The sequence below is a fragment of the Okeania hirsuta genome (genome assembly GCF_003838195.1).
GTDB classification, from domain to species: Bacteria; Cyanobacteriota; Cyanobacteriia; order Cyanobacteriales; family Microcoleaceae; genus Okeania; species Okeania hirsuta.
On record NZ_RCBY01000162.1, the window covers coordinates 1 to 18,110 of the forward strand.

Sequence of the window (18,110 nt, forward strand, 5' to 3'; positions counted from 1 at the left end):
ATCCAATCCGTTTTAGGGAGAGGTAATTATCAATTATCAATTATCAATTATTGAATCCTACCATTTTTCTATTGTCGGCAGATATAACCAACGATTTAATTTTTCTGCTGCTACATAACCTTTTAATTCTGGGTCTGGCCAAATATGAAGCTTATCTAAACATCCAATACTTTTAGCTGCTTCTTCCACCTCTTCCCATTGTTTAATAAAATTTTCTGCCCACGATTTTTTAGTCATAATTTAACTAGCAAATTCTAAACCTGCCACTATCATACGTTTACCATTACTTCCACGAACATTAATAGATTCCCAAAATATTACTTCTGGCTCAATTTTCATAATTTGTTCTAAATTTATTTTAAAATCATCTAATGTCATTATCGGAGGAGTGGGAGCCATAGCTACATACAATCTACATCCAGCTTGATGACCTTTTTGTAAGGCTTCATAACGTTTAGAAGGTGGGGGTGATTTTGGTTCAATTTTGAGACTAAGTTCATCATTAAAAAATGGTAAACTCATGCCAACTGTAATATTAGGCTGATTAAGAATATCTAAATCATTTACCCATAAAGGACTACGAGTTAAAATTCTTACTCTTTTCTCATTTTTAGATAATATTTCGACAGTTTGACGAGTAATTTTTGCTGTTTGATAATTTTGATATGGGTTGGTTCCAGAACATAATAAAACTACTCCTTTTCCTTCTGGTGTTTCGCGCCATTTTTTTTTACGATTTAATTTTTCTTCTAATTTCTGAGGTATATTTTCTCGAACTAATAAATATTTTCCCCAATCCATCTGAGGATTACTAATTCCTTTTTCTTGTAATTCCTTTTGTTTTGTCCGAATTGCCGGAGTTGAAGGTACATAACAAAATGTACATCCATGAAGACAACCAGATGCTATATTAATTACATAATTACATAATCCTTTCTTTTTGAGGGCACTTTCTTGAAGGGGATTAACAATTTTTTCTGAGCCTTTAATAATAGACATTGCCAGTACTCCCAAATAATTTGTATCATGTATTTTGGCATTTGCAGTCTTTTAATTTGTACCTAAGCTAATATTTAAAATTAAAATAAAGTTATTTATTCCCTGTACATCTAATTATATCTTTTTTTTGCAAATTTTGTACATATTTTTCTCTTACTATTTGATCTTTTATGATAATTTCTATTTCTTTATATTGTAATAATCTGTTTATTAATAAGTATTCAAAGTTATCTTTGGTTGCATGATGTTTCTCCATATAATCATTGCAGATTTGTCCGAAAGTTGCTTCGTAACCATTTCTAATATTCTGACCTAAGTCTTTTTCTAAAAGATTTATACAAGATTCGTGGTTTTCTAGAGAACTTTCTATGCAAAAATCTAATTTTGGCTGTTGCTCATAATAGTCAATAGTTTTTAATCCAAAACCATAAACCTTAAACTCAAATAAATGGTGTAAATTATTGTACTTCCACAAAGTTTCTTTCATTACTTGTAAGGCAGTTATATTCTGATAAAAATGCATTAAATAATATAAGACATCTATATAACCTTTAGGTATTAGAGAAAATGTATGTATATGTTTAGTGTTTCCTTTATCTCTAAATAATCTGAGAGACTCATTCCTTAAATAGCGTTGCCCACTAACTCTATCAAATAGTTTTAAATTTTCTGATTCATAATACCCACTTGCTTCTAGAATTTTATTAAAATTGACTGTATCAATACCATTTTTGCCAATAACAAATCTTTTTAAATCTCTAATCATATAGGTATAGAGAATTTCTGAACCCTTGAGAGTATTTATGCGCCTGATACTACTCATGGATACATGACTCCATCGAAAAGGATCAATTAAAAAGAAGGAATGACCTTTGCGATTTTCAGCTATATTTATACAATGAGAAACAGCATTTTCAAAATCACTACAAATAAATCCACACTGCTCAATTAAACTACCAAAATCTCCATAAATTTCATGTTGTTGTTCATTTACTAATTCTTCTAGAGCTGCTTCTAACATAGAATAATTTTTAAAGCAGTCTATATGATTTTTATTGTTATCTATAGAACCCATTTGGGTTCTCGAAGAAATTAGGCGATCGCCAGGGATTACTTCTAACTTCTAACTTCTGACTTCTAACTTCTGACTTGCGCGTAGCGCTATATCACCCACCAGTAACAGTCACGGAATAATTAAATTTAAAAGGTTTAAAACTTTTTCCATCTTTGGCACTCCCAATAATTTCTAAATCATAAACACCAGCTTTGGGAAAAGTAATTTCTGCTCCTGGTATCTCTTGATATTGCTCAGTATCAATACCTTTTAATTCTGGATTCATTATCGGTTTACTTTCAGCATTACGAGGTTGAGAATAAACATTTAACTGACAATCACATTCACTAAAAGGAACATTTTTTCCACCTTTACGAGTTAAAGCAAACCAGGCTAAAGAAGATTTGCCTACCTTTGGATTATGATTGGGAGTAATGTGAAAAGTACAAGCCACATCTTCAGAAACTTCAACATTATGAGCTTGAAATTTGAAAAAGGAATGAACTGGTTTGGTCAGTTTTTGAGACTCTAAAATAGAATCTTTATTTTTTGCTGAAGCAAACTGGAAGTCATTTATTTTTTGACTGTATTTAGATAAATATATATGCTCTAAATCATATTTTTTTTGATTACTAAAAATAAATTTTTGCGAAAGATAGTCGCTAAGTTTTGTAATTTCTCTACCAAAAGAAGAAATCAAAATTAGTAAAGAAATATTCAGACTAATTTTTAACAAGAAAAACATTTTTTTACCTTCTCCGAAATTTATTATCAAATAGTATTTTTGGCTATATTTAGCTTGTTTGAAGTTCTCAGATTACCTCAGAATTATCTTTTCATATAGAATCCGGTTATACAGTATATGTTTATAATTCTATCCACACTTCAATCTCCCCTACTCCCCTACTCCCCCAAATATATAATAAGTATTCAACCGAATTTGATATCAGTGGTGGGTTTACAGCACTTTGCGACTCTATGAGGTAGACTCATCGCGGGCAAGATGCCTGCACTACAATATTTTCAGCATTTACCCTGTAAATCATTTGCCCGAAATATCCTGTAATACCTCACCGTCAATGAGGGTACTTAAAATTGTTTGGGGTTTGTAGACACGGAGTGGCGCGTCGAAAACTATCCATAAGCAATTAGACCTTCTGCCTTCTGCCTTCTGCCTTCTGCCTTCTGCCTTCTTCAAGCACTTGCTTTTGAATTTTAACTTGTTCCAGTGGTGGTACATAATATTTGTCTATAGAAAATAAAGACCAAAACTGATGGGAACGTATAATCAAAACAACTAATATTGTCATGCCAAAAAAAATAGTACGCAACTGATTTCCCAAACTCCATTCCAACGCACCCAAATAATGGGAACCCACCGCCACCACATGAACTCCACATAACAAAAATGCCGGAACACTCAACAAATGTATCCTTCGCCACCACTTACCAAAATATTTCACTGCTCCATCAAAACTCGTCAGTGCTAGCGGTAACATTAACCCCAAACCAAAAATACCTGCCCATATTCCTACCTGATGCAGAGGCAACATAAACGATACTGCCTGCATATTCCAATTTAAACTGTGGTCTAACATTTTTCCTGTATGTGCCACCGACAAAACAAATGCTCCCATTCCTATTACTCGTCGATAACGTAGAGGTTGACTCCAAAACCGACTTAGAGGTCGCGCTACCAATGCTATTATTAAACATAATATTGCAGCAGAACCACTGTAGTCAACCATCTCACCATTTCGCATGACTACCATGATGCCAGTAAAGATACTCACCCATCCTGCCATCTCAAATAGTTGACTACGTTTGTCTGCAGTCAAAAAAGATGTCAACATTCCTACCCCTAACATTGAGGGTAATGTTCCCAACCCAAATGCAAACATAGTCGCTCCACCTAACCAGATATTGCTAGTTTCTGCGGCTTTAATTTGAGCAGCATAGAGAAAACCACATGGCATCAAACCCCAGACTAAACCCAGAAAAGCGGGAGTCCACCATTTGTTTTCCATGGAAAGATTAACCATGACTGTACTGAGACGGTTATGTAGGTTGTTTTTTTTCAAGGGGTGGAATATTGGTAGTTTGGGTAATAGTTGTGGTTGCACTTTTGCCAGACCAAACCAAATTAGCATTAAACCTGTGAGTATTGCTAACCACCGTCGCAAGTCACTGTCGATGCCAGCTAAATGACCACTTGCTACTAATACGGAACCTAATGCACCAATACCAGCACCAGTTAAGGTATAGCTACAGAGGCGGCCGAGGTTAAGCAGGGTATGAAATTGAAATTGATGCCATTTGTTAGGAGGAGTTGGCGGTCGAACATCTGTTCCACTCCGCGATCGAACATCCGTTCCGTTCTGCGATCGCGTAGAAAGAGAGAAAGTTGCAGTCAATGGTCCGCACATTCCAACCCAGTGACCGAAACTGCCAAGAAATCCTAAAGTTGTTAATAGTAATAGGTCTAATAGCACGTTTTTTTTCAGGGATAGTACCCAAATAAATGAATAAAATATTTATAACTCATAATGAATAAAATATTTATAACTCATAATGAATAATTACATCAATTACTTCTGTCAAAACTCCTATATCTAAAATAACTTTTCTTCTCATAATTACCTTATATTCTCTACTTTAGTTTTTTCAAAGATAGACCGCCTACTCCACTTTCCAAACAGCCAACAAATTCTTTGGCCGCTTCCAACATTGAAATAACTTTTTCCTCTTTTTCTGAAATCTCCTGTTTTTGCCCTTTAAACTTTAAAAATGCAATAAAATCTAAAACTTCCTGCTGTTGTTGAAGAGTTAAATTTTTCACGTTTTCTAAAATTATTTGTTCGTAACTAATTGCTTGAGTCATTTGTTTATTTTCCTACTACATTTAATAGATTTTTTTAGATTTTAGCAGATTTTCGAGATTAAAATTACCAATGTTATCTTTTTCTTTTGGGTTTAATACCCCAATGTCTACACGGTGTTTACAATTGGTTAGATTTTGATTCCCCATCCACTTTTTGCTTCTTCCTTCTTCCTTCTTCCTTCTTCAACAAATTACTTTAAATTTCATTTAGCTGAAGGTCTCTCTAGGTACTTTTTATTATAAGATAAATCCCCAATGCCACTATCAACACAACCAACCCATTGTTTAGCAGCTTCATAAGCAGATATCGGTTTTTTTTCAGGGGTAGGAATTTCTATATTTTGGTTTTTAATATGCAAAAATTTAATAAAATCTAAAACTTATTGCTGTTGTTGAAGAGTTAATTTTTTCACCTTTTCTAAAATTATTTGTTCGTAACTAATTGCTTGAGTCATTTGTCTATTTTTCTCTTAATTTGAACGATTTTTTTTACATCTTAACAGATTTTTTATGTGACACATAGTCCGTAGACTAATAATCCACAAATTATCAAAATCTAGGGTCAAAATATAGGGTTATGGATAAGTCGAAAAGTAAGATTCTGACTGCCCTTGGTAGTTTGATTAAACAACGTCGGATGAAATTAGGAATTTCTCAAGAAGAGCTTGGATTTCGATCTAATTTAGATCGTACCTATATATCTGGACTAGAACGTGGTGTGAGAAATCCTTCTCTAACTGCTCTTGTTAGTTTAGCTGCGGGAATGGGTATTAGTGTATCTGAACTTCTTGATAATTTAGAGGCATAAGCTAATAATATAGAGTGAATAATCAAGACTTAGTAGAAAAGTTAAAATCTACATTTAGAAAAAACTCTACTCAATTAAAAGTATTTAATCTTTTATCAGATAGAGAATGGCATTGTCGTAGTTGTGAGGGTAAAAACATAGCATCAGAACAATATGCAGGTGGAGGTGGTACTCAAGGATTACAAAGAGGTACAAAAAGTCGCCCTGGTTTAGAAATTAAAACAGAAAGAAAGTTCTGCAAGACTTGTTAAAAACAAACAACATGGGATTGTTGGACAGGAAAAATTAAAGCAGCAAATGCTCCTGCTAATATTCCCTCAGAATTAGTTGAAAAAATATTATCTGTCTATTTCTATGTAGATGTGATTGAACAAAGACAACGACCGCGACATGAAATTATTATTGACCATCGCTTTCCAATGGAAAGATGGGGAAATGTTGAAGAAACTCATAACTTAAATATGAGTGAAACTGAGATTAAACAAAAATTTCAATTGCTTAAAAAAGATAGTGCAGGTAATCATAATCTTTTAAAATCAAGAAGCTGTGAATTTTGTATTAAAACTGTTCATTAATTGATAATTGATAATGGAACATGGATAATTATAGCAGGTTTAGAGTTAGGTAGAAATAGGGAGATAAAATTAGGGATTTAAAAAACTCTTTCATTATCAATTATCAATTATCAATTATCCATTGGTAATGTACCTCAAGTTGGAAAAGATGCTGAGACTGGATGTATCGGATGTGGTTGGTATAACTTTGAGATTTGGCGAAATACTCTTAATCAAAAACTAACTGAGTTTAAGCAGGATAATTAACTATTAGATATCTCCAAAAATCAAAAATACAATCAATTATCACCTATAAATTATCAATTACTTCTTCCTTCTTCCTTCTTCCTTCTTCCTTCTTCCTTCTTTCTTCTTCCTTTCATCAGCAATTTTATTTAAAAAAGGAATCAACGCATAACCTATACATTCTGCTAAACGAGGAGGTACAGCATTACCAATTTGCCACATGGCTTTTTTCATAGAACCCTCAAAAATAAAAGAGTCAGGAAAACTTTGTAATCTTGCCATTTCTCTTGCTGAAATTACCCGATTAAGGTAAGGATGAATATGAGTACCACCATGATTTTCTTTAATAGTCATACTTGGTTTACCCAGATATTGTCGCTTAAAAGCATCAGCATAAGTCTTATATAAAGAACCACCAGGAGGCACTTTAGCAAGTCTTTCCATATATTCTTGTGAATGTCGAGTCCACTGATGATTAATTTCTGGAATAGGAGTTAATTCTGGAAGGTCAGAAATTGCTGATTCAATTGGTTTATATTGATGGGGTAATAGTTGAGGTTTTGGATAAGGATTTATCATGCCAAATTTATTGGCAATAAAAATAGTTCTAGGGCGAATTTGCGAAATTCCATAAGCAGCAGATTCTAGAATTGCTACAGATACATTAGAATAACCAATATCGATAAATGTTTGACAAATTTCTTTTTGAACACCACCTTTTTTCATAGTAATAATTCCAGGCACATTTTCCATAACAATATACCAAGGACGAATTTAATTAACTACTCTCACAAACTCTCGAAATAAATTATTTATAGGGTCATCAGGATTACGTTTTCCGGCAACTGAAAAACCCTGACATGGAGGACCTCCTACTACTAAATGTATTTCTGGCAAACCAATTTGATTGAGCCATTCTGTAGAATTAAATTCTTTGATATCCCCAGAAAAATGATGAGATGTAGGAAAATTTTTTCTATGGGTTGCTGATGCTATTGAATTTTCTTCAACACTTGCTATTGGTTGAAATCCTGCTTGAACTAAACCTTGTGTCATGCCTCCAGTACCGCAGAACAAATCGATAAATTTATAGTCAGATTTCAAGATGGGTTTGTCTTCAGTTTTAATGATTTTTTTATATGGGTCGCTGTCATTATTATTTAATTCATATTGGATTTTTTCATAACGTTCTAGTTTTGCTTTTTTATGATAATTTTTATCGTTTTGATTCTCTAAATTAGGAAATAAAGATAGTTGTTTTCCTTCCATGAAATTTTCCCTGTATCTGTATGTTTTTTAGTATAGTAAAGAATCAGAAAATCTAAAACTTTCTGCTGTTGTGCTGAAGCTAATTTTTTCAGTCTTTCTCAATTATGCCGCAATTAATTTCTATTATTAGACATCTCTAATCATCAAAAATAAAATCAATTATCCCACTCTTATTCATCAATTCTTTATCCCTGCTCCTTGCTCCCTATTCCCTACTCACTATGCGTGGAGGAGATGTCTATATGATATAATTTTTCCCTCCTAGTTAAATTTCTATTCAAACTCTGGTGCCCACACTTCTGCTACGGGTAATTTCCATCCAGGTAATATTTCTGCTACTTCTAAAACATCTCCATCTCTGAGGACAATTTTTTCTCTCATAAACCGATAAACTTCCATTGTCCGATTGCGGGGATTTACTAATACACCGACAATAGTTCCTAACTCTAGAAAATCTTGTATTTTCTCACGCAATTGTGGTAACTTATCGTTCTTAGATTTCACTTCAAAAATTAGTTCGGGAACTAATTCTGCATAATCTTCTGTAGGACGAGGTAATTTTTCTGCACTAATAAAAGAAGCATCTGGTGCCCGGATATCTCCATCTGCATTTGGTAAGCGAAAACCTCCACTAGAAGCAATAACTCTACCTAACTTTCGAGGTCTTACCCAGTTTCGTAACTGAGCAACTATTTCTGCTGCTACTTCATCTGATTCTAAACCAGAAGGACTCATAACAATAATTTCTCCACTTACTAATTCCATCCGATAATCTGGATAGTCTACTTGTAACTTTTTTAAATCTTTAACTGTTAAACCTGACATAGTTATCTCTCCTTTTTTTGTGTTTAATTCAATATTAAATTTTCCCTCCCTCACTGAATAATTAAAGTGGAAGTCTCTGAGTTAAAGAAAAAATAAATCTAACAAATTCTTTTGGTCAATCCTTTTCTTTTAAGAATAGGTAACTATTAATTTTTACAACCCTAAACCTAAGACCCACAATTTTTATTTTTCTTATCTCTTTCTTCTTCCTTCACTAATAAGTTTTAAACACAACTCCCGAAAATGTTCTCCTCGTTGTTCAAAATTTTGATACTGGTCGAAACTTGCACAAGCAGGAGATAATAATACAACTTTTGCATCATATTTTTTCGCCAATGCTGCACCTCTAATTACTGCTCGCTCCATTTCTCCTACTATTTCATAATTATGAAAGTTAATTTTTTGTAGTCTCTTGGCAAAAGTTTCAGCGGCATCACCTATTAATAAAACAGCAGCAACTTTTTCCTTAATTCGTCGCAACCAATCATTATCATTACCTTCTTTAGCTTCACCACCAGCAATTAATAACACAGGTTCAGGTACAGCACTTAAACCAACTGCTGCTGCATCATAATTTGTTGCTTTACTATCATTGAGAAAATCTACTCCATTCCAAGTACAAATATATTCTAAGCGATGAGGTACACCAGGAAATGTTTTCACTGCTTCAGCGATCGCCTCTTTTTCTATTCCTGCCAATTTCGCTACTGCCACTGCCATCAATAAATTCTGCTGATTATGATTTCCCAACATTCGCAGGGACTCCACAGAAACTGTTTTTTCCCCTCGCGCTACTACCCACCCATCCTCAATGTAAATTCCTTTGGCAATATCTCCCACTAAGTTAGCTTTACCTTTGATACTTGTCCAGTGGGCATTATCTCCAAGATTAGTTGCATTTTGACGTATATACGAGTCGTCACTATTTAAAACTTGTGTTTTAGAGCGATTTAATAAAGCTGCTTTGATATTAAAATAATTTTCTATTGTATAGTGGCGACTCAGATGATCGGGGGTTAAAGTAGTCCAAACACCAATTTGAGGTGTAAGGGTACTAGATGATTCTATTTGATAGCTGCTAATTTCTGCAATTACCCAATCTGGTGGAGTTTCTAATAAAGCTAATTCACAGGCAGCATAGCCAATGTTACCACAGGCAGGAGCATTCAATCCTGCGGTCTTAAAAATTGCAGCAACTAAAGAAGTAGTAGTAGTTTTGCCATTAGTACCAGTTATCCCTACCCAAGGGGAAGATTTGAGATATCGCCATGCTAGTTCCATTTCTCCAATAGTTTCAATTCCACTTTCTCTGGCACGTTGGAGTGGGGGTATATCCCAAGGTACACCGGGACTAACAACGACTAAATCTAAAGATGTTTCCGGTTCAAACGAATAACCTAACTTAACAGTAATACCTTCTTGAGTTAAATTTTGTTGTTGTTGTTCAAGAGAGTCGGATGTGTTGCGATCGCTCAGTTCCACTTCCCAACCATTTTTCTTGAGCAGTCGCGCAGCAGCAATACCTGATTTTCCTAGACCAATAATATGAGTTTTTGGCATAATAAATATTTTTTGGTAGATATTTTGGTAAATTTACAAATTACCAAATGATAGTTATTTTGATTTTACAGCAGAGTGGGCTAAAAAGCTTTTGTTGGGATGACTTTTCTCATCGTTAGATATCTCCAGAAAAGAGGGAGTAGGGGGTAGTGAGTAGGGGGAAATAATTGATAATTTCTATGTGATAATTTATTTTATTTTTTATGATTAGAGATGTTTATTAAAAACTGACAATTTTAACTTTCATAATTTCAACAAAAGCACTATTTATAGGGGCAACTATAGAGGCATTTCCTGGCAAAAAAAATCAAAATAATTGTCCCAAATTATTGCTTAATTAGTCTATAACAGTAGGGTACGTTAATGAAATGTAACGCAACTAATTAGTTAATATTACTAATTTTTGCAATTAGACACTAGCTATGTCAGTCGAGTAGAGTGCATTAATGAAATGTAAGACACCTAATTAGTATTTCCTTAACTAAATTTAGTATTTTCTTAACTAATAGTACTAAACCTACGCATCTAACATGGTGTCATGCGACGCATTATTAAATACCTTTGATAGTACTAAACCTACGCATCTAACATGGTGTCATGCGACGCATTATTAAATACCTTTGATAGTACTAAACCTACGCATCTAACATGGTGTCATGCGACGCATTATTAAATACCTTTGATAGCATATATTTTAGCCATAATAGCGCACCCTAAAATTATGAACTTTGAAGAAGGAGTCAGGAGAATGGGGTCGATGGGAATTCTCACTCCATCAACCGCATTTGCACCGCGGGTGACGGTGGGGTATAAAACTTATAAGGGATAAAGATAAACCTAGGAATAATTCACCTACGTCACAAAAAATTCTATCCGTATGTTCCTAACTTTTAACTATTTCTCCAAAGTCTGCCAATACTCGTGCATTATTGCGGAGTAACCCTAACAAATTTAATCGATTCTGTTTAATTTTCGGGTCTGGGTCCATTACTAAAACACTTTCCGGCCCATCAAAGAAATTACTTACAGTTGGGGCAATTTTTGCCAAACCATCTACTAATTGTTGATAATTTCTGGTTTTTTGAGATATTTTTGTTTGAGGTACTAAATCAACTAAAGCATTATAAAATGCTAATTCTGATTCACTTTTAAACAAGTTTAAATCTACATTTTTTTTAGGTGCAAGTTGTATTTTATCCAACTCACCTTGAGCTGCCAAACGAGTTGAACGGTTTACAGTTTCATAGATTTGGTCAAGCAGACCATTTTGCCGAATATTTTGTAAGAAAATTGCACGGTTCCGTACATCTAATAAATCTTTTAATGCTCGTTCAGTATATTCCGAATCATTATTGCCTAACACCGCATTTACCAGATCGTAATCAATATTTTTTTCCTCTTGTAAAATTGTTTTAATTCGCTGCAAAAAGAAGTCATATAATTGGGGCAATAATTCTGATTCTGCTTCGGGATAAAATTTCGTAAAATCTACAGAAATTTGTGCTAATAACTGATGTAAATTTATTGGTAATTCGGCTGACCAAGTAATATTTACCACCGCATTTGCTGCCCGACGTAAAGCGAAGGGGTCTGAGGAACCTGTAGGTAACATTCCCAATCCAAAAATACTTACCAAAGTATCAAGTTTATCTGCCAAACTCACAACTTGACCGCTAATACTTTCCGGTAAAATATCTCCAGCACCTCTAGGCAAATAATGTTCAAATATTGCCATTGCTACGGCTTCATTTTCCCCACAAGCACGAGCATATTTTTCTCCCATTATTCCCTGGAGTTCGGGAAATTCATAAACCATTTGAGTTACTAAGTCAGCTTTGCAAAGTAGAGCTGCTCTTTCTATATTTTTGCTTTCTTCTTTACTGACTGTTAACTGTTCAGCTATTAACTTAGCTATATTAACAATACGTTCTACTTTTTTCCGAACCGAACCTAGTTTTGCTTGAAATGTTACAGCTTCCAATTCAGGTAAATAACTTTCTAATGGTTTAGCTAAATCTGCTTTATAGAAAAATTGCCCATCAGCTAATCTAGCTCTAATTACTCGTTCGTTTCCTTTAGCAATAATCTCTGACTTTTCCGGGTCGCCATTAGATATAGTAATAAAATATGGCAGTAATTCAACTTTAGCTTTAGCAGTTTTTGTGGATTTCAAAACAGGAAAGTAACGTTGATGTGTCACCATAACAGTTGTTGTTACTTCCGAAGGCAAAATCAAAAATTCTTCATCAATTTTACCAACTACTGCTGTCGGCCATTCGACTAAATTTGTAACTTCTGCTAATAATTCTGTCGGAACTTCTGCTGTTCCTTGAACTTTTTTAGCTACAGTTTGTATTTGTTGTTCAACTTGACTCTTTCTTTGTTGAAAATCTACTTCTATATAAGCTTTTTTCAAAACTTCTACATAATCTTTTGCCTGCTGAATTTCAATAGATTCAGGATGTAAAACTCGATGTCCGTAGGAGACACGACCAGAAGTAATTATCTCAGAGCCATTTTCTAAATTTATTGGCAATATTTCCTCATCTAATAATGCTACTAACCACCGAATAGGACGAGGAAATTTGATATCTCCATCTGCCCAACGCATAAATCTTTTACCTTCAAGTTTATTAATCCATTCAGGTACTAATTTGATGAGAATTTCTGCTGTTTGTTTACCCTGAATTTTTTTATTGACGAAGACAAAATCACCTTTTTCTGTCGGGCGTATTTCTAGGTCTTTTAATTCTATTTCTTGTTTTTTAGCAAAGCCTTCTGCTGCTTTTGTCGGTTTACCATCTTTAAAAGCTGCTTTTGCCGGAGGACCTTTAATTTCTTCTTCTCGGTCTGGTTGTTGAGTAGGTAAATTGTTGATGACGACAGCTAAACGTCTGGGTGTGGCATATATTTTAATCCCATCATTTGTTAAGAATGCCTCACTCAAAGCGGTAGGGATAAGTTTTTCCCACTGTGATATACCTTCAGAGACAAAAGTTGCGGGTAATTCTTCTGTACCAATTTCTAATAAAAATGTCGGCATAGCAAAATATTGACAGATTTGGATATTATTATACCGTTTCACTAAAGTCAAAAGTCAAAATTTAAAAGTCAAAATTTAAAAGTCAAAATTTAAGTACTTAAAACTTCTACTATACAGTAATCTCAGCTTATTATTTGACTTCATAATTTACCAACTATTTGTGACATTTTTTAAGTGAAATGGTATTAGTTAATTAGGGCTTGCTGATTAAATCTAAAAGTATTTACAGATAAAGGTTTTCGCCTTTTTGGGGTCGAAAAAAGTGCCTGGTTTTCAGCTCTTCATGCTCAAAAAGGAGCGTATTTTAGGCGCATAGTTAGGCAGAAAAATCAAAGGACAATTCTTACTGCTACCTCCTCGTTCATTCCCTTTTCTCCTGTCTTCCCCTCCTGGGAGGGGGAGGGGCGAGGGGTGGGTTGTCTCCTGTCTCCTACCCTCACCCATAAGACTTTTTCAGCAAACCCTAATTACAACAGTTTACCGAAAAATTGAGTTTAAAGCTTTCCCCTTCTAATATCAAATCTCACGCATTTTTGCTACATCTTCTTCAGCGGGGCAGTAGGGGAGTGGGTAGGGACGTTGCATGCAACGTCCCTACAGGGAGAAGTAAACATAAGAATAATTAACAATAACTGGAGTGCTAATTATCAAAAAAGTTATTCAATCTGTATTAATTACTTAATAATTTAAGTGTCATTTAAGTTAAGTATTCTTTTTTCATGCTTGGTATAAAACCAAATATCACACATTTTTGCTGCGTCTTCTTGAAAGCAGGCAATAGTAGGGACGTTGCATAAGTGGTGGTGTATTGTCCCGCAACGTTTGTTAGGAGGTACGGCAGTGGGAGCATCTTACTCCCGTGCCTGGTATTCCTTTTTGCTGTATACCATTATGCTTCTAAGGACTATCAGACCTAAGACCGTTTCACTAAAGTCAGAAGTGATACTTTAGGTACTTCAAAGCTAGGCATTGCTGAGGGGCGGGATGAATATCAGTGGGGTGGGTATCCTGCCTGGGGTGAAAATATAAGGAACGGGGAACGGGCAAGATGCCCCCAAACACAAAACTATTAAAATCATCCCGCATTTATGCAACGCCCAAAGCTATACTCTACAGTAATTTCAGCTTATTATTTTACTTCATCAGTTACCAACTATTTGTGACATTTTTTAAGTGAATTGGTATTAAGACCTAAGACCTACCACCTAACACCTAATTCTGTGCAGTCTTAAATAAAATTGGTATAAGTTATAAGTTTTCAATTAACTATTCTATGACTATTATTTGTATTTTTAAATATTCTATAACTATCTGGAATAAATATTTTTCATCTTTATAAAAAAGCATAATTTTTAATTAACATCTGCTATGTTTTATACCATAATTAATCTTCTACTATAAGCTCGTAAATATATGACATTGAAGTTAGTTAAACCAATAATAAGTAAATTATTAATCCAGCACATACCTCTGGCAAAAATAAAAATTAAATCCTTTTTTCTTTCTAAATATTTATCTTTCCCGTCTTCCATCACCTATTCAGCAACTCTGGCAACAAGTTTAACTATTTTGTGTCTGAAGAGACAGACTTCTTAAGCAAGACAATTTATTTAGCGATCGCTTTTATTCCCTGTTATGTATATATGTATATAGATACGAATCACTTCACTTTTACTTAGTTAATCGCTTTAATACAAAATCATAATCGTACCTGGGTACTAATAATTACATCCTGGAGAAAAAAAATTTTGTGAACCATAAGCATAAGATCAGGGTTATAATTATGCTTAAAGATGTAGACTAAAATTATGCCAATAACTTGCACTTGAGCCATCAATATTCATAACTCTGATGTTTGAAGCCAAACACTGAATAATCCGAAATTGAGTCAGGCAAAAATGAAGAAAATACTCAAGCACTAAAATATGTAACTTCTACCTCTACCTATTTACTATTTAAAGTATTTATTCTCATTCAATTCTCAGCAAATAGTATCTACCTATTCAATTTTATCTCTTACTTTAGGGCTGATTAGGCTAAAATAGAATTTGATGAAAATATATAAAGTTGTTCTTCAGGTGAGAGGCCATGATATTTGAATAACTCACAGACTTGTAACTTAAATTTTCCTATCATAAATGTTAGAAAGAGATCGAGCCGTTATAATCGCGAGATTTAACTGTGAGAGTGTCAAAGAAATTCAATTATGATTATGTCCAAAGCCAAAAATTGGGTAACCAAAGACATTCGTATAATAATGCTTGCATAAGCAAACATTACCATGAGGTATATTCCTCTACCCCAGAAACACTCTAGCTTACTATAAAGTCACACTATGACCACTTTCAATATGTACATGGCTGCCGCAACCAAAACTAAAAGCACTGATGTCTGCACTTATAGAGAGATTGCTAAATTGAACACATCAGCAATTATGGCTTGTGGGTTGACAATGACCTACCAATCTGGAAAACAGTCATACCAGGTACTGAAGAATATTGACTTGACAGTAAACAAAGGTGATGTCCAGTTATTGATGGGACCATCTGGTTCTGGTAAAACTACTTTGCTGTCAATCTTAGCAGGATTATTAACACCCACATCTGGTAGAGTCTGTCTCCTGGGACAAGAAATCACTAAAATGTCCAGAAGCCAACTAGCCAAGTTTAGACTTAAGAATATTGGCTTTATCTTTCAGGGATTTAATTTGTTCCCTGCATTGACGGCAACAGAAAATATAGAAGTGGCTCTGAATATGAAGGGTATTAAAGGTAAGGCAGCAAAACATGAAGCTCAAATACTTTTAGAGCAAGTAGGACTAGCGCCCCAGGCCAAGTTACATCCAAGAGATTTGTCTGGTGGCCAAAAACAAAGAGTGGCTATTGCCCGCGCACTATGTGGAAGTCCTAGGGTAATCATGGCTGATGAACCCACAGCAGCATTAGATTCTCACAGTGGTCATACAGTTATTGAGTTACTGCGTCGTCTTGCGAAAGAAGGTGGTTGTACAGTGTTAATGGTAACTCACGATCCTAGAATAGTAAGTTCTGCTGATAGAGTAGTTTATCTTGAAGATGGGGTTGTACAGGAAAATAAACAACTATCCGATCATATTCTGTAATTTTAGTAATATATTCACATCTAGAATTATTGTAACTTTCCAGATATTAATCTAACCCTGGGAACTCATTTTTTTTGTTTACTTTTCTTTTTCTTTGTTTTTGTTGGCTACTTCTATATTGTTTTATTTAATTGTAAAATTTGTTCCTCGATAACACCCTTGAAAAGAAGTTAAATTAGTATTAGTAATTTGCTCAAGCTTAGTTACTAATGAGGCAGTACTAGGATGGTGGTGAAATTTATCCCACTGATAGGCAAATTCACCAATATAGCTACCTGTTCCTTGATAACTAAACTCTTCTATAGGTATCCCAGAAATACCAGAAATTTCTTGGTCATGATATCCATTAATAATTACTTTCTCTAATTTAACTTCTTTACCCAAACTAACATTCCAATGTACAGGTTCATAAGAAGAGAGAGCTAAAATGACAGGCTGATTTTTTCTTTCTATTTTGACATTAATAGTGCCTGTGGGATGATAGCCACCATGATGATCTGAGCGTGCCTCATAAACACCTACCAAGTGTAACTCCTTCTCTCCATTAGAAGTATTAAAAAAAGATGAAAAATTATTACTGCCTCCAACACCACAGGCAAACCCATCAACCACTCCTCTAGGCAATTCATTTTGATTAGCTTGCTGTTGAAATTTTGACCTAATTAATAACCAGCTACCAAAAGTAATACTAGCTATTAAAACACTGGCAGTTATAACAATTAAATATTTAATATTTTGGTCAAATAAGTTTATTCTCAGCCGCTTATTTTGAGAATAATTAAAATTTTGACTACTACCAGACGCTAGATCGACTTTTTCATCCAGACAAGCTAATAAATTTAAACTTTCTGGTTGTTCTAACATAGTAGAAACAATTTTTGCTGTTCCTACATATAGATTTCTATTTTTTCGATCTAAAATTAACCAATATTTATCAGTTTCATTTAACTGATAATCTTTTACTTCAGAATTTACCAGAGGATGCTGAATAAAAATCTGCCAAGCAACACTAATACCAGTACCGATATTTTTACCGTCATTGTACATAACTTGGTCAATTTCTGGTTCCCAGTGAAAAGCTACCCAGGGATGGTTAGATTTATATCCTAATGACTTTTCTAACTGTGGGTGAGCTGTAAAATTTAAGAGTTTGACGAGATTAGACATACATCAGTTTCCAACTTGATGAACTAAAGTTCTTATTTATTTTGGTTTAGGGAGTCAGAAGTAGGAGAATAATTTAGCCACTGTAGTCTATACCCACATTCGGAACTTCAAGAGCGTATCATTAAAAGTAGTATATGAATCTGTAGCTTGGTAGGTATTTATACTATGCAAATCATCTCAATACTTTTTTCGTTCATCGATCTTCCGAGTAAAAAATTTACGCATAAATACTTGCTCTGATGATGACTCAATCACGGCAGCTATAATTTTCTTCTAAAATTCTGTCTCCTGTTTTCCCCTCCTGGGAGGGGGAGGGGCGAGGGGTGGGTTGTCTCCTGAGGACTCCTAACTTAACCATTCTATGGCTGTTTAACCGGATTTAATATTAGGTATACTTATAGCAGCTACCTTCTCTTTTTTTCTAACAATTCAGTCCAGTAGACGGACAGGCGATCGCTATTTCTGAGTTCAACAATTAATAATTAATAATTAATAATTAATAATTAATTATTACCTCTTCTTTTCAAGGAGAGGATTGACTAATAATGAAAATTTTTCTTTATTATCCCCTTAAAAGGGGAGG

At 34.3% G+C, this 18,110-nt stretch carries 15 protein-coding genes and 1 pseudogene; 4 read left to right on the forward strand and 12 right to left on the reverse strand.

What is annotated here, in order from left to right:
* Positions 1-57: 57 nt before the first annotated feature.
* From D5R40_RS37960 to D5R40_RS37965, 7 genes are all read right to left on the reverse strand, one after another.
* Entirely contained in the window at positions 58-237 is a 180-nt protein-coding gene (locus D5R40_RS37960; RefSeq protein ID WP_205127530.1) for a hypothetical protein, read from the reverse strand.
* A 3-nt stretch (positions 238-240) separates the two neighbouring features.
* On the reverse strand, positions 241-999 hold the full coding sequence (locus tag D5R40_RS22415) for an SPL family radical SAM protein (RefSeq protein ID WP_205127531.1): 759 nt from the start codon (positions 997-999) through the stop codon (positions 241-243).
* Between the two features lie 91 nt (positions 1,000-1,090).
* A complete protein-coding gene (tcmP, locus tag D5R40_RS22420) occupies positions 1,091-2,074 on the reverse strand; it encodes a three-Cys-motif partner protein TcmP (RefSeq protein ID WP_124147174.1) in 984 nt (327 codons plus the stop codon).
* A 91-nt stretch (positions 2,075-2,165) separates the two neighbouring features.
* Complete coding sequence (locus D5R40_RS22425; protein ID WP_124155240.1) at positions 2,166-2,798, reverse strand: hypothetical protein; 633 nt, start codon at positions 2,796-2,798, stop codon at positions 2,166-2,168.
* A 403-nt stretch (positions 2,799-3,201) separates the two neighbouring features.
* Positions 3,202-4,545, reverse strand: coding sequence for an urease accessory protein UreH domain-containing protein (locus D5R40_RS22430; protein ID WP_124155241.1), 1,344 nt, complete (start codon positions 4,543-4,545; stop codon positions 3,202-3,204).
* A 158-nt stretch (positions 4,546-4,703) separates the two neighbouring features.
* The gene (locus D5R40_RS22435; RefSeq protein ID WP_124147177.1) at positions 4,704-4,934 is read right to left on the reverse strand and encodes a hypothetical protein; all 231 of its coding nucleotides are present in this window, start codon (positions 4,932-4,934) and stop codon (positions 4,704-4,706) included.
* A gap of 203 nt (positions 4,935-5,137) precedes the next feature.
* A complete protein-coding gene (locus D5R40_RS37965; RefSeq protein ID WP_205127680.1) occupies positions 5,138-5,293 on the reverse strand; it encodes a hypothetical protein in 156 nt (51 codons plus the stop codon).
* A 218-nt stretch (positions 5,294-5,511) separates the two neighbouring features.
* Between D5R40_RS37965 and D5R40_RS22445 the strand changes: the two genes are divergently transcribed.
* From D5R40_RS22445 to D5R40_RS39965, 3 genes are all read left to right on the forward strand, one after another.
* Positions 5,512-5,742 (forward strand): helix-turn-helix domain-containing protein, encoded by a 231-nt coding sequence (locus D5R40_RS22445; protein WP_124155242.1) that lies wholly within the window; start codon positions 5,512-5,514, stop codon positions 5,740-5,742.
* A 14-nt stretch (positions 5,743-5,756) separates the two neighbouring features.
* Positions 5,757-5,993 (forward strand): hypothetical protein, encoded by a 237-nt coding sequence (locus D5R40_RS39960; protein WP_124147180.1) that lies wholly within the window; start codon positions 5,757-5,759, stop codon positions 5,991-5,993.
* 111 nt (positions 5,994-6,104) lie between these two features.
* Positions 6,105-6,317, forward strand: coding sequence for a hypothetical protein (locus D5R40_RS39965; protein ID WP_124147181.1), 213 nt, complete (start codon positions 6,105-6,107; stop codon positions 6,315-6,317).
* Between the two features lie 303 nt (positions 6,318-6,620).
* Here the strand turns inward: D5R40_RS39965 and D5R40_RS22465 are convergent.
* The 4 genes and pseudogenes from D5R40_RS22465 to glyS form a co-directional block, all read right to left on the reverse strand.
* Positions 6,621-7,811, reverse strand: a pseudogene (locus D5R40_RS22465) (DNA cytosine methyltransferase).
* Between the two features lie 273 nt (positions 7,812-8,084).
* A complete protein-coding gene (locus tag D5R40_RS22470; RefSeq protein ID WP_124147182.1) occupies positions 8,085-8,636 on the reverse strand; it encodes a Uma2 family endonuclease in 552 nt (183 codons plus the stop codon).
* 192 nt (positions 8,637-8,828) lie between these two features.
* Positions 8,829-10,196 (reverse strand): UDP-N-acetylmuramoyl-L-alanine--D-glutamate ligase, encoded by a 1,368-nt coding sequence (gene murD, locus D5R40_RS22475; protein WP_124147183.1) that lies wholly within the window; start codon positions 10,194-10,196, stop codon positions 8,829-8,831.
* Between the two features lie 883 nt (positions 10,197-11,079).
* The gene (gene glyS / locus D5R40_RS22480) at positions 11,080-13,239 is read right to left on the reverse strand and encodes a glycine--tRNA ligase subunit beta (protein ID WP_124155243.1); all 2,160 of its coding nucleotides are present in this window, start codon (positions 13,237-13,239) and stop codon (positions 11,080-11,082) included.
* Between the two features lie 2,434 nt (positions 13,240-15,673).
* Between glyS and D5R40_RS22485 the strand changes: the two genes are divergently transcribed.
* Positions 15,674-16,360, forward strand: a complete 687-nt coding sequence (locus D5R40_RS22485; RefSeq protein WP_240039063.1) for an ABC transporter ATP-binding protein — start codon at positions 15,674-15,676, stop codon at positions 16,358-16,360.
* Positions 16,361-16,483: 123 nt separating this feature from the next.
* Here the strand turns inward: D5R40_RS22485 and D5R40_RS22490 are convergent, their stop codons facing one another.
* A complete protein-coding gene (locus tag D5R40_RS22490) occupies positions 16,484-17,527 on the reverse strand; it encodes a hypothetical protein (RefSeq protein WP_124145910.1) in 1,044 nt (347 codons plus the stop codon).
* Positions 17,528-18,110: the final 583 nt, after the last annotated feature.